This is a genomic window from Blautia caccae, from assembly GCF_040095955.1.
Taxonomy (GTDB): domain Bacteria; phylum Bacillota; class Clostridia; order Lachnospirales; family Lachnospiraceae; genus Blautia; species Blautia celeris.
Genome location: NZ_JBBMFP010000017.1, coordinates 80,769 through 94,545, shown reverse-complemented (window position 1 = coordinate 94,545; position 13,777 = coordinate 80,769). Strand labels below are relative to the sequence as shown.

The window sequence follows — 13,777 nt, the reverse complement described above, 5'->3', positions numbered from 1 at the left end:
CGGGCCGCAATCAGGTTTTTCAACAGGAGGGGGTATTTTTGATTTCTTTTACTTTTTTCTTTATTTATATTGACTTTTTGGTCTATTCATATTAATATATGAACAGATATTCATATGTTTAATATACTATAGTTACATAGATAGAAAAATAGATTTGGAGGGACTGAATATGAAGCAGGAAAAGAAAGCCTCTTCCGGTGAACTGCGGAAGCCTGAAGGTGAGAACGTTCATCAGCAGACGCATGATGAGCATTGCGGCTGTGGCTGTGAACACAGCCATGACGGTCATTCTCATGAACATACACACGAGCATACGCATGGCGAGCTTTGCGATTGTGGCTGTGACCATGACCATGGCGGTCATTCTCACGAACATACACACGAGCATGCGCATGGCGAGCTCTGCGATTGTGGCTGTGACCATGACCATGGCGGTCATTCTCACGAACATACACACGAGCATGCGCATGGCGAGCTTTGCGATTGTGGCTGTGACCATGACCATAGCGGTCATTCTCATGCACATGAGCATACGCATGGCGAGCTTTGCGATTGTGGATGTGACCATGACCATGGCGAACATTGCAACTGCGGCTGCGACCATGACCACGGCGGCCACTCTCACGAACATGCGGGCTCACATCACACCCCCGGGCATCCGGCGGACTGCCAGTGTGAACTCTGCCATCCACATGAGGAATACTGCGATATCTGCGGCGAAAGCCTTGCCAACTGCAGGTGCCATATGCCTGATGCCGACTGTGAAAAGAAAGTTTATATTTTAAAAAATCTGGGCTGCGCAAACTGTGCTGCCAAAATGGAGGCCAAAATCAAAGAGCTTCCCGGTGTGGAATACGCCTCCATTACATTTGCCACCAGTCAGCTCAGACTATCAGCCAGAGACCACGCCGCTCTGCTGCCGCGTATCCGGGAAATCTGTACTTCCATAGAATCCCAGGTTGAAGTGGTACCTCGTTTTAAAATGCCCGGTTCTTTTACCACGAAAACATACCTGATCGACAATCTGGGCTGCGCCCACTGCGCATCCAAAATGGAGGAAAAGATAAACGCCCTCCCTGAAGTGTCAAGTGCCACTCTGACATTTGCCACACGCCAGCTCCGCATTACCGCCAGACGAGATCCCGACCTTCTGCTGGACCGGATCCGGAAAATCTGTACAGATATTGAGGATGGTGTGACCATCAAGCCAAAAGACACCACTCCGAAAAGCGCAGACACGCTTCCCATTCAGGATGTCGTGCCCGCCACAAGAGTGCTCTCACAGGATACCAAAACCATTCTGGCCCTCTGCACCGGCGCTGTCCTTTTCATTGCAGGGGAAGTGCTGGAGCATATGGGGATGGAGCTGCCTTCCCTCGTGGTACTTCTTGCTGCCTATGTCCTGCTTGGCGGAAGAATCGTGCTGACTGCACTCCGCAACCTGACAAAAGGCCACGTATTCGATGAAAATTTCCTGATGAGTGCCGCTACCATCGGCGCTATTGTCATCCAAGAATATCCGGAAGCCGTGGGCGTTATGCTGTTTTACCGCATCGGAGAATATTTCGAGCACAAAGCAGTTGAGAGAAGCCGCTCCCAGATCATGGACGCGGTGGATATGAGACCCGAGACAGTCACCCTGGTAATCGGTGATGACACAAAGACCATAGCCGCCCAGGATGCTGAGGTGGGGGATATTATCCTGATCCGCCCCGGCGACCGGATCCCTCTGGACAGCGTGGTCATTGAAGGAGAAAGCCGCATTGACACTTCCCCGGTAACCGGAGAACCGGTACCTGTCAAAGCAGGATTCGGAGATGAACTGACTTCCGGCTGTGTCAATACCTCCGGACTTTTAAAGGTACGTGTTGAAAAAGTGCTGGAGGAATCCATGGTAACACGCATTCTGGATTCCGTGGAAAATGCCGCTGCCAGCAAACCTAAAATTGACCGTTTTATCACACGTTTTGCAAGGGTATACACACCTTTTGTAGTATTTCTTGCACTGGCAACCGCTGTCATACCATCCCTGATAACAGGCAACTGGAACCACTGGGTATACACAGCACTCACCTTCCTGGTGATCAGTTGTCCCTGCGCCCTGGTTTTAAGCGTTCCTCTTGCATTTTTCTCCGGTATCGGAGCCGGCTCCAAGCGAGGCATCCTATTCAAAGGCGGTATCTCCCTGGAAGCCATGCGCAATGTAAATGCAGTTATTATGGATAAAACAGGAACCCTGACGGAGGGTAACTTCGTCCTGCAGACGGTTCTTCCCGCAGACTCTGTAAACGCAGATACCCTGCTGGAACTCTGTGCAGCCTGTGAATCCACCTCCACCCATCCCATTGCGCACAGTATCGTCTCAGCAGCACAAGGAAAAGGAATGACAGTCACACGGCCTGATACCGTGGAGGAGATCGCAGGCTGCGGCATACACGCAGTCATAAACGGTTCCCAAGTACTCTGCGGAAACCGCAGATTGATGGAAAAATTCCATGTTTCTATGGAAAACATTACAACAGACGGCCTCGGTGCAGAAGTATTTGCAGCTAAGGACGGCACTTACATCGGCTGTCTTATCATCGCCGACACCCTGAAAGGGGACGCCAAATCCGCAGTCAAAAAAATAAAGGATATGGGCATCACACCTGCCATGCTCACCGGCGATGCCCGGGAAACCGCTGAGGCTGTTGCCAGAGCAGCTGGTATCGACGAAGTACGCGCCCGTCTCCTGCCTCAGGATAAGCTGAACGAACTGACGCGCCTACGCAGCACATACGGCTCCGTCATGTTTGTAGGTGACGGAATCAACGATGCTCCCGTACTGGCCGGTGCGGATGTAGGTGCTGCCATGGGAAGCGGTGCGGATGCCGCCATAGAGGCCGCCGACGTGGTATTTATGAATTCTTCCATGGAGGCCGTTCCCCAGGCACTGTCTATCGCAAGAGCCACCAGCCGTATATCCTGGCAGAATGTAATTTTCGCCCTGGTGATCAAGGTTCTGGTCATGATACTTGGCCTTTTCGGATTTGCCTCCATGTGGATGGCAGTCTTTGCCGACACCGGTGTGGCAATTCTGTGTGTATTAAATTCTATCCGCATTCTTTACAGAAAAAATCTGTGATATGCGTTGGCAGTTTTCCTGCCAAAAGAGAGGCTGTGTTCCGTCTGAAAATTCAGCGGAGCACAGCCTCTCTTTTACATCTGCTTTCTCACGATTTTATATTCATCATTCATCTGGAAGTAAGGACAGTTCTGGAATGTGTTCGTCATGAACCTGCCCATCTCGTCCTCATCTAGGTCCACATCACAGGTGTAATATCCGTATTCTTCGTCATAGACGTAATTGCTGCAATACTCACAGTTGGCTGTTTTCTTTTTCCCCATTTTCCGCTCCCTTTCCATCTCTTTTGAGTTAGGTATAGCAGAATCTTTTCTTTTTGTCAAATTTCACTATATTTTTCCTATAAATTACAGAAAAATTTATGATTCTATGATTTAAAAATACTGCAAGTGGTGTTATAATGATTGGACGATATCCCTTTATAAAATCTTTATGTCAGGTATATTTTTTTTATACAATTTTAATCTCTGGAGGAAGTTATGAAAATCATCATTTTAGGCAGTGGTAAAGTGGGCCGTACCCTTGCCGAACAACTCAGCAACGAAGGACACAATATAGTTATGGTCGATATCATCGCCAAAAAGGTCCAGGACATTACAGAAGACGCAGATATCATGGGCGTGCTGGGCAATGCATCCAGTATCAACACCCTGCTGGATGCCGGCATTGAGACTGCCGATATCCTGATCGCTGTGACCGGTTCTGACGAACTGAATCTTCTCTGCTGCCTGATCGCAAAAAAAGTCAGCAAATGTCACACCATTGCCAGGGTCCGAAACCCTGTGTACAGCAAGGAGATTGGGTTTATCAAAGAGCGTCTGGGCATTTCCATGATCATCAATCCCGAACATGCCGCCGCTATTGAAATATCCAGGCTGCTGCGTTTTCCCTCTGCCATCAAAATCGATACATTTGCAAAGGGCAGGGTAGAGCTTTTGAAATTCAAAGTAAAACCTGAATTTCACTTAGACCAGATGACCGTCATGGAAGTAGCGGAACGCTACAAGAACAATATCCTCATATGTGCCGTAGAGCGCGGAGACGAGGTAAGTATTCCCTCCGGTAATTTTGTATTGAGAGACAACGACATTATCTCTATCATTGCCTCCCCTGTCAATTCCGCACTTTTCTTCAAGAGAATCGGAATCCACACACACCAGGTCAAGAGCACCATGATCGTGGGAGGAGGTACCCTTTCCTATTATCTGGCCAAGCTTCTGCTCGCCATGAAGATCCGGGTACTGATCGTGGAAGCCAATAAGGACCGCTGCGAACAGTTAAGTGAGCTTCTGCCTGATGCTACGATCATCAACGGTGACGGCACGGATAAGAATCTGCTTCTTGAAGAGGGCCTGACACGTGTGGAATCCTTTGTAACACTCACCAATCTGGACGAGGAGAATATTCTACTGGCTCTGTTTGCCAAAAAGAACAGCAATGCAAAACTGGTGTCAAAGGTAAACCGTATTGCCTTTGATGATATCATAGAAGGCCTGGACGTGGGCAGCGTTGTATATCCCAAATACCTGACTGCTGACTATATCCTGCAGTACGTGCGTGCCATGCAGAACAGCATCGGCAGCAATGTGGAAACCCTCTACCAGATTCTGGACAACAAGGCAGAGGCCCTGGAGTTCTCCGTACACGAGGACTGCCCGTTTCTGGACACCCCTCTGGCAGAGCTGAATATCAGGGACAATCTTCTCGTTACCTGCATTAACCGGAAAGGAAAAATCACCATTCCACGGGGACAGGACAGCATTCAGCTCGGAGATACAGTGATCGTGGTCACCACTGTAAAGGGGCTGCACGACATTAAAGATATACTGAAAAATAAATAATTTACGAGGGATGAAATGAATTACTCAATTATTTCCTACATCATAGGATGGATCTTAAATTTTGAGGCACTCTTTATGCTCCTTCCCTGTATTGTCGCCGTGATATACAAGGAATCCAGCGGATGGGCTTTTGTGCTCGCCATGCTTCTGTGCCTCCTCATTGGCATACCTCTGACTCAGAGAAAGCCAAAGAACAAAATTTTTTATACAAAAGAAGGGTTTGTCACTGTGGCGCTGAGCTGGATCGTGCTCAGTATCATGGGAGCGCTGCCGTTTATATTCAGCGGCTCCATTCCAAACGTGATCGACGCTGTTTTCGAAACGGTGTCGGGTTTTACCACCACCGGTGCCAGTGTTCTGCCGGAGGTGGAGTCACTTTCCCACTGTATCCTGTTCTGGCGTAGTTTTACCCACTGGATCGGAGGTATGGGTGTCCTTGTCTTTCTGCTCTCCCTGCTTCCGCTGACAGGCGGCGGTTATCATATGAACCTGATGAAAGCGGAAAGCCCGGGACCTTCTGTGAGCAAACTGGTACCGAAAGTGCAGTCTACGGCCAAAATCCTGTACGGCATTTATCTGGCACTGACTCTGCTTGAGATTCTTTTCCTGCTCTGCGGCGGTATGCCTGTGTTTGACGCGCTGACTACCTCCTTCGGTACTGCCGGTACCGGCGGATTCGGTATTAAAAATGACAGTATTGCCGGCTATTCCACCTATATCCAGGTGGTTGTCACAGTATTTATGATTTTATTCGGTGTAAACTTCAGTGCTTATTTCCTGATCATCAGCGGTAAGCTGAAACAGGCCCTGCATATTGAGGAGATTCGCTGGTATCTGGCTATTATTGCCATTGCCATAATCACCATCACAATAAATGTGTATCATATTTACGGAAGTATCGCTGAATCACTGCAGCAGGTATCCTTCCAGGTGGCATCCATCATCACTACCACGGGATTTGCCACCACGGACTTTAACACATGGCCGGAAATGTCCAGAACGATTCTGGTCATCCTCATGTTTGTCGGTGCCTGTGCAGGCAGTACCGGCGGCGGCGTCAAGGTGTCACGTTTTGTCATCCTGATGAAGACCATTCAAAAGGAACTGCGCCAGTATCTCCACCCGCGCAGCATTAAAAAGATCAAAATGGATGAAAAACTGGTGGAGCATGAAGTTGTCCGTTCCACCAATGTATTCATGATCGCCTATGTGCTGGTGTTTGCATTCTCTGCACTGTTCATAAGCTTTGACAATCATGACCTGATAACGAACTTCACCAGTGTGGCGGCGACCCTGAACAATATCGGGCCCGGTCTGGAACTGGTTGGGCCTACCCAGAACTTCTCTATCTTTTCGGGGGGCGCCAAATTAATTCTGATTTTCGATATGCTTGCAGGAAGACTGGAATTATTCCCGATCCTTCTGCTCTTCACCAGGGATACCTGGAAAAAATTCTAAACCGGACAGATACCTGCTGCCCGGCTGCTTAAAAATGCCGTTATCTGAAAAGCTGCTGTTTTTCAGATAACGGCTGTTTTTTAGATTGGTCCTGGCGTGCAGTGTACTCCCAACCATATGCACCGGACTAATTCTGAAGAAATTTTTTATCAAATTCCGGATTGAAATAATAGTAATTATTGGAATCCAGTCTCTCTTTTGTCTTCTCCAGTGCCTCTCCGAAACGCTGGAAATGCACAATTTCTCTTGTTCTTAAAAACTTCAGCGGTTCTCTCACTTCAGGGTCTGTTATCATTCTCAAAAGATTGTCATAAACCACTCTTGCCTTCTGCTCTGCAGCCAAATCCTCTGTCAGATCCGCAATGGCATCCCCTTTTGACTGGAACTCCAGCGAAGTAAACGGAACACCTGCTGCTGCCTGAGGCCACAATGCTTTGGTATGGTCTATATAGTAGGCATCAAAGCCTGCCGCCTGTGCCTGTTCCACAGTCAGATCCCTGGTAAGCTGATAAACCATGGCACATATAATTTCCATATGAGCCAGCTCCTCCGTACCGATATCTGTCAAAAGCCCGCCAACGGTCTTAACCGGCATGGTATAACGCTGTGAGAGATACCGCATGGAAGCCGACAGCTCTCCATCCGGACCGCCGTACTGGCTGATAATAAGCTGTGCAGTTTTTGGACATGTTTTCGTGATCTTTACCGGAAACTGCAGTCTTTTTTCATAAGTCCACATCAGATACACGCTCCTTCCCATGGCATGGGACCTTCGCCCCAGCAGCCAATACAATCCTTTGTTAAAGCATAAAATTTCTCATCGAATTCTTTCAGAAGTCCTTTTCTCTGTTCAATGAGATTTTTCCTCAGGTCCATGGCCTCAGCGGATTCCGGATGGGTATCCAGATACAGGACGGTGTCGTCCAGTGCAAAACTCAGCGCACTGATTTCCTTCATCAGACGTTCTCTTTCCTGCTGCTCGGGTGACGCATTTTCGTCCGGCTTAAACTCAGTCTCGAAAGAGTTTTCTTCCAGCACGAAAAATGGCTTATTCAGTCCCGGAAAAATAGTTCCTGTTGCCAGTGCCTGATCCCAGTCATAAAGTGTCTCCCAGTTCTGCATGGGAACGGAGGCAATTGCCAAATGCTGCTGTTCCATATCATCGTCTCCTTTCATAAACAAAGACATTCTTTGACAAAATCCATCAAATTTTTCTCTGCAATGATAGTATGCGCAGAAAAAAAGCATTTCACAAAGGTAGTTTTTTCAATTTTAAATATACATTGACAGGCGAGGTATATATATGATTTAATGTAGCTAAGAAAAGGAGGTATGCTATATGTCAATCGCTTCTGATTTGATTCGCGGCCATACCGATACGATTATACTGGCGCATCTGCTGGAAGGCGACAGCTACGGATACAAGATCAATAAAGAGATACAGAGAAAGACCAGTCAACAGTATGAACTTAAAGAAGCCACCCTCTATACTGCTTTCCGGCGTCTGGAGGAAGCCGGCTGTATTTCTTCCTACTGGGGCAATGAACTGACCGGAGCCCGCCGGCGTTACTACTCCATCACCCCGGAGGGAGAACGGACTTATGAACGTCTGAAAGAGGAGTGGAATACAGCGAAACAATTAATTGATATCCTGATCCAATCAAAAAAGGAGGATGCAGCAGATGGAAAATAGACTCAGAGAATATATGGATGATTTATTCGGAGAAATCCCCCCTACCAAACAGGCAGTGGAACTGAAAGAAGAGATTCTGCAGAACCTCATAGACAAATATCATGACCTTCTGGCGGAAGGCAAAAGCCCGGAAGCGGCCTTCAATATTTCCGTAGCCAGTGTAGGCGACGTGGACGAACTGCTGTCCGGACTGACTGCAGGCTATACTCCACACCCCTGCCAGGACCAGGAAACCTATATAAAGCAAAAACGGAAATCTGCCCTTTTGTTTTCCACATCCATAATGCTTTATATTTTATGTGTATTACCTGTCATTATTGCTGACAGCGTGGGCTATGACATCATCGGCGTATGCCTGATGTTCCTTATGATCGCCACTGCCACGGGCCTTCTTATCTATAACCACATGACACGTCCCCGCTATGCAGCCAATGACGGGACCATTATAGGTGATTTCAGAGAATGGCAGGAATACAACAGCGGCAGCCGTCAGACCTTCCGCGCTGTCAACAGTGCTGTCTGGACTCTTGCCACAGTCCTCTACCTGATCATCAGTTTCAGCACCATGCGCTGGAATGTGACCTGGATCATCTTTTTGATCGCCGCTGCGGTTCAGTCCATCATCCGAGCAGCTTTTGAGCTGAGAAAGTAGGTAAGCCATGAATAGAAAAACATCCGCGGTCATCCGCATAATCTGCTGGTCCATCATTGCTGTGGCTCTGATAGCTGTACTCATACTTGGCCTCAACAAAAGATGGCACTTCACACCCTTTCAAACCGGCGGCTGGAGTTACCCGGAAAGCAGTAAATACACAGCCGGCCCCGCAAAACTTCCCGCAGATAAAATCAAGAATATAAATGTAGACTGGCTTGACGGCAGCGTCACCCTCACCACCGCAGACACTGACAAACTAACCGTTAATGAAACCAGCCGCCAGAAATTAAGCGCAGACAAACAACTCCATTATTATTTAAAAGATGACACTCTCCTGATCCAATACCGCGGTGCCACCAAAAATCTGATCTCCACCTTCAGTAACGGCCTCTCCAAAAAACTGGAGATCCAGATTCCGAAAAAATATGCCGCCTCCTTCAGGGAGATTGTGGTAGACGGTGTCTCATCGGACCTCAGCCTGGAAAATCTGAAAGCAGAAAAACTGTACCTGGACAGTGTATCCGGAGACATCACTCTGAAAAACATAAAAACTGACACCCTGACTGCAGACACCACCAGCGGCTCTCTGGATTCCACTGCCCTGATCGTTACCACCTCTGCTGTCACCAACACCACCAGCGGCAGTGTAAGTCTGGAAGGCACCATAAACGATATTCAGCATGACAGCGTCTCCGGAGATCTCCGTGTCCACTCCGATATCTGTCCTCAGAAGATCCAGGCAGACACCACCAGCGGCAGTATACTTATCAATATCCCGGACAATCCCGGGTTCACCCTTGACTACGACACCGTAAGCGGCGACATCCACACCGACTTTCCCGCCACCGGTTCCGACTCCCATTTAACCTACGAGTCCGGACAAAACCACTTCCGCATTGAAACCACCAGCGGTGACATCACTGTCAGGAAAAACCAATAATTTTTTCTTTACACCATCAAAGCGCTGCTCCAAAAGCGAAACCGGGGAGGCCTGCAGGATACTCACACCCCGCAGGTCTCCCCGGCCTCCTCGCCGCTGCTAAAACCTCAGCACAATCTTCGTTCCCTTCCCAGGCTCACTATTCAGCACAATCTTAGCATGATGCAGCGCTGCCCCATGCTTCACAATAGAAAGCCCAAGCCCGGTCCCTCCGGTCTTCCTCGAATGGCTCTTATCCACCCGGTAAAACCTTTCAAATATTCTCTCCTGCTCTTCTTTTGCGATCCCTATCCCGTTATCCTCTACGCTCCACCGCACACCGTCCTTTTCCCGTGCCAGCAAAACCTTCACATATCCACCTTCTTTATTATATTTGATGGCGTTATCCACAAGGTTATACAGCATTTCATACAGAACATGCCGGACTCCCTGTATGGATACACTCTTTCCTTCCATGAGCACAGTCACACGCTTCTTCTTTGCGGGAAGCATGAGTGTCTGGCAGATATCCTGCGTCATCTCATACAGATCCACGTCCTCAAACGGCATATTTTTACTCTCATCCAGCTTGGATATCTCAATGATATCCTGCACAAGGCTGGTCAGCCTGCTGGCCTCATCATATATCCTGCCTGCAAACTCCGGTACATCCTGGGGCTGTACCAGCCCGTCCCGCATGATCTCCGCGTAACCGGATATGGACATGAGCGGTGTCTTCAGCTCATGGGACACATTGGCAGAAAATTCCCTGCGCACCATCTCAGCCTGCTTCAGCTCTTCCACCTGCTTGGCGATCTGCACATTCTGTTCATCCACCCTGTTTAAAAGAGGCCGCAGCTCCTCATAAGCCACGTGTTCCAGGGGATGCTCCAGATCCAGCTCATTGATTGGCGCGATCAGCCTCCGCGTCTGCTTCTCCACCACAAAAAATGCCAATGCCAGTATTGCGATCAGCAGAAGTCCCAGAAGCGTAAAGCTGGAAAGCATGGTAGAAAGAACACTGTCCGTCGTCTTAGCTACCCGCAGAATATTGCCGTCATTTAATTTGACCGCATAATAAAAAGTCTGCTTTGAAAGAGTCTGGGAAAACCGCACGACCTCACCGGTTCCCTCCTTCTTGGCCTCAATGATCTCAGGCCTGTCCTTATGATTTTCCAGGTCTGATGCGTCCTTCTCTGAGTCATAGAGGATCGTTCCGTCAGGCTTTGCCAGGGTAATGCGGCTGGTAGTCAGGTCACCTGTTGTTTTGTTCAGATATTCCTTCCCCGTATTCTCCACCGCGTAGCGGATGTACTCGGCCTCATTCCTCACATCCTGCTTCATATAATGATTATATTTTCCGTACATAACAGCGCTTGCCGCAATAAAGGTCAGTATCACGGAAAGAACCACCATAATTCCCACGTGGTTCAGTATACGTTGTTTCATCTTCCATCTCCAATCCGATATCCCACTCCCCGGATGGTCTCAATCAGGTTGCCGCAGTCGCCCAGTTTCTGCCGCAGTGTCCGGATATGTACATCTACTGTCCTGGTCTCACCGTCAAAGTCATATCCCCAGATATGTTCCAGCAGCCTGTCGCGGCTCAGCACGATTCCCTGATTCTCCATCAGATAGCGGAGCATTTCAAATTCTTTCAATGTCAGTTCCACTCTCCGCTGTCCGTCCATTACCTCGTGGCGGTCCACATTTACGGAGAGATTTTCACAGCGCAGGATCTTGTCCTGTGTCTGCCTACTGCTTCTTCTCAGCACAGCCCGGACCCGGGAGATGAATTCCATCATGCCAAAGGGCTTTGTGATATAATCATCAGCCCCTCCGTCCAGTCCCCGCACCTTGTCATATTCCGCCTCCTTGGCTGTCACCATGATTATGGGAATATCCCTGGTCCTGTGCTCCTTTTTCAATTTTTCTAATATAGCATATCCGTCGTCACCGGGAAGCATAATATCCAGAAGAATCAGTTCCGGAATTTCATCCTCCAATGCTGTGAAGAGCTCTTTTCCGTCACTCAGTCCTTTGGCCTGAAATCCGGTGGTGCCTAATGTATATACAAGAAGTTCCCGAATATTTCTTTCATCTTCCACACAATAAATCATATGCGCTCCCTTCTCTGCCCATCTCATTCTATAGACAGTATACGCATTTTTTCGGGAGCGCACAAGAAAAATTTATGGAAGCTGGTAACGACTGCGGGAGAGTTCCATCACTCTCTGGAATTCCGAGTTGTCTTCACGCTTCATATGTTCCAGGTAGCTGTGAGTGTCAAAGGTATCCTCAGGCACCTGGGTGATACAGACTGCAATGTTGGAGCAGTGATCTGCTATTCTCTCCAGACTGGTGGTTATATCCGAGAGGACAAATCCCTGTTCTATGGTACATTTTCCTTCTCTCAGCCTGCGGATGTGGCGGCTTTTCAGCTCCATATTCAATTCATCGATTACCTGTTCCAGAGGTTCCACACTTTTGGCCATCTCCTGATCCTGCCCAGCAAATACTTTGTATGCGGAGTCAAAGATATCCTCAACCGCTTTGGCGATCACATGCAGTTCCTGCAGTGCCTTATCGGAGAATTTCATATTTTTTGAATACATTTCTTTTGCGGACTGCATAATATTTACCGCATGGTCAGAGATTCGTTCAAAGTCCCCGATGCAGTGGAGCATAATGGACAAGTCGTGGCTGTCCTTCTGATTCAAATCCTTCTGGCTCAGTTTCACCAGATAGGTTCCGAGGGCATCCTCATAGCGGTCCACATGGTCCTCCAGGGTCACCACCTCTTCCGCTTTCATCTCATCATATCTGTCAATGAGTGACAGCGCAGTGTGCAGAGAATCCTGGGCCTCTTTTGCCATTTTATCCACTACATGACGACTCTGCTCCATGGCAAATGCCGGTTTATCCAGGAATCGCACATCCAGAAGCTGGGTCTGCACATCCTGTACAGCCGGTTTTGTTTCCTCCTCCTTGTCGCGGATCGTGAGTTTTGCCAGCTTCTCCAGGCCTCTGGAGAAAGGAAGCAGAAGCACAGTTGCAAATACGTTAAAAGTTGTGTGTACCACTGCAATGCCTGCCGCGTTTGCCGCATGTCCCATAAATCCAAAATGGATGAAGGAATTCAGGGTGTAGAACAGAATCATGAAGATAACTGTACCGATCACGTTAAAGTATAAATGCACCATGGCAGCACGCTTTGCATTTTTCTTGGCTCCTACAGCGGAGAGAAGTGCTGTTACGCAGGTACCGATGTTCTGGCCCATGATAATGGGAATAGCAACGTCAAAGCTGACTGCACCGGTTACGCAGAGGGCCTGCAGGATACCCACTGACGCGGAGGAGCTCTGGATCACTGCCGTCAGAATGGTACCGGCGATCATACCGAGAATCGGGTTGGAAAACTGTGTCAGAATCCCTGTAAATTCAGGTACATCCGCCAGCGGCTTCACTGCGCTGCTCATACTGTCCATACCGAACATGAGAACGGCAAATCCGATAAATATCATGCCGATGTCTTTTTTCTTCTCACTTTTGGCAAACATAAGGAAGGCAACGCCAACAATGGCCAGGACGGGTGAGAATGTGGAGGGTTTAAAAAGCTGTATGAAAAAATTGTCACTTTCGATTCCGGAAAGACTCAGAATCCAGGATGTAATTGTTGTACCGATATTGGCACCCATGATAACGCCAACTGCCTGAGAGAGTTTCATGATGCCTGAATTGACGAAGCCAACTACCATTACGGTGGTTGCTGATGATGACTGGATGACTGCGGTTACGGCAGCGCCCAGGCCTACGGCTTTCAGGGGATTTGAGGTTAGTGTCTCCAAAATCCTCTCCATTTTGCCGCCTGATACCTTGGCCAGACCGTCACCCATGACATTCATTCCATATAAAAACAAAGCCAGACCGCCGATTAAGGTCAAAATACTAAAGAAATCCATACTTTTTCTCCTTTTCCTTTTGTAGCAAGGCATACTTATTACCTTTTATTCTTTCCTTATTGTAGGGGAGGTATGTAAAATCTTTTATTGGGGTTTTGTAAAATCTGTGTAAAATTTTCATTATT

13 protein-coding genes are annotated in these 13,777 nt (G+C 48.2%); 6 read left to right on the top strand and 7 right to left on the bottom strand.

Annotation, left to right across the window (positions count from 1 at the left end):
- Positions 1-118: 118 nt before the first annotated feature.
- Positions 119-610, bottom strand: a complete 492-nt coding sequence (locus WMO65_RS17835; protein ID WP_349064589.1) for a hypothetical protein — start codon at positions 608-610, stop codon at positions 119-121.
- Between the two features lie 135 nt (positions 611-745).
- Here WMO65_RS17835 and WMO65_RS17830 point away from each other — a divergent pair, with 135 nt between their 5' ends.
- The gene (locus tag WMO65_RS17830) at positions 746-3,124 is read left to right on the top strand and encodes a heavy metal translocating P-type ATPase (protein WP_148393530.1); all 2,379 of its coding nucleotides are present in this window, start codon (positions 746-748) and stop codon (positions 3,122-3,124) included.
- Between the two features lie 74 nt (positions 3,125-3,198).
- Here WMO65_RS17830 and WMO65_RS17825 read toward each other — a convergent pair whose 3' ends face one another.
- Entirely contained in the window at positions 3,199-3,387 is a 189-nt protein-coding gene (locus tag WMO65_RS17825; RefSeq protein ID WP_033140856.1) for a DUF6472 family protein, read from the bottom strand.
- Between the two features lie 216 nt (positions 3,388-3,603).
- Between WMO65_RS17825 and trkA the strand changes: the two genes are divergently transcribed.
- A complete protein-coding gene (gene trkA / locus WMO65_RS17820) occupies positions 3,604-4,965 on the top strand; it encodes a Trk system potassium transporter TrkA (RefSeq protein ID WP_033140842.1) in 1,362 nt (453 codons plus the stop codon).
- A gap of 15 nt (positions 4,966-4,980) precedes the next feature.
- Positions 4,981-6,423, top strand: a complete 1,443-nt coding sequence (locus WMO65_RS17815) for a TrkH family potassium uptake protein (protein ID WP_033140841.1) — start codon at positions 4,981-4,983, stop codon at positions 6,421-6,423.
- A gap of 127 nt (positions 6,424-6,550) precedes the next feature.
- On the opposite strand, the gene WMO65_RS17810 is transcribed toward WMO65_RS17815, so the two are convergent.
- Positions 6,551-7,162: a manganese catalase family protein gene (locus WMO65_RS17810; RefSeq protein ID WP_033140840.1), complete on the bottom strand. Its 612-nt coding sequence runs from the start codon at positions 7,160-7,162 to the stop codon at positions 6,551-6,553.
- Positions 7,162-7,581, bottom strand: a complete 420-nt coding sequence (locus tag WMO65_RS17805; protein WP_054353525.1) for a spore coat protein CotJB — start codon at positions 7,579-7,581, stop codon at positions 7,162-7,164. Before WMO65_RS17805 ends, WMO65_RS17810 begins: the two co-directional genes overlap by 1 nt.
- A gap of 181 nt (positions 7,582-7,762) precedes the next feature.
- Here WMO65_RS17805 and WMO65_RS17800 point away from each other — a divergent pair, with 181 nt between their 5' ends.
- From WMO65_RS17800 to WMO65_RS17790, 3 genes are read left to right on the top strand one after another with little or no spacing between them, the layout of a single operon-like run.
- Positions 7,763-8,116, top strand: coding sequence for a PadR family transcriptional regulator (locus tag WMO65_RS17800; protein ID WP_033140838.1), 354 nt, complete (start codon positions 7,763-7,765; stop codon positions 8,114-8,116).
- Positions 8,106-8,768 (top strand): permease prefix domain 1-containing protein, encoded by a 663-nt coding sequence (locus WMO65_RS17795; protein WP_033140837.1) that lies wholly within the window; start codon positions 8,106-8,108, stop codon positions 8,766-8,768. The genes WMO65_RS17800 and WMO65_RS17795 overlap by 11 nt, the downstream gene beginning before the upstream one ends.
- A 7-nt stretch (positions 8,769-8,775) precedes the next feature.
- The gene (locus WMO65_RS17790; RefSeq protein ID WP_148393529.1) at positions 8,776-9,711 is read left to right on the top strand and encodes a DUF4097 family beta strand repeat-containing protein; all 936 of its coding nucleotides are present in this window, start codon (positions 8,776-8,778) and stop codon (positions 9,709-9,711) included.
- A 99-nt stretch (positions 9,712-9,810) separates the two neighbouring features.
- Here the strand turns inward: WMO65_RS17790 and WMO65_RS17785 are convergent, their stop codons facing one another.
- The 3 genes from WMO65_RS17785 to WMO65_RS17775 form a co-directional block, all read right to left on the bottom strand.
- Positions 9,811-11,139, bottom strand: a complete 1,329-nt coding sequence (locus WMO65_RS17785; protein ID WP_033140835.1) for a sensor histidine kinase — start codon at positions 11,137-11,139, stop codon at positions 9,811-9,813.
- Entirely contained in the window at positions 11,136-11,810 is a 675-nt protein-coding gene (locus tag WMO65_RS17780) for a winged helix-turn-helix domain-containing protein (protein WP_033140834.1), read from the bottom strand. The genes WMO65_RS17785 and WMO65_RS17780 overlap by 4 nt, the downstream gene beginning before the upstream one ends.
- Before the next feature lie 72 nt (positions 11,811-11,882).
- Entirely contained in the window at positions 11,883-13,652 is a 1,770-nt protein-coding gene (locus WMO65_RS17775; RefSeq protein ID WP_033140833.1) for a Na/Pi cotransporter family protein, read from the bottom strand.
- Between the last annotated feature and the right edge of the window lie 125 nt (positions 13,653-13,777).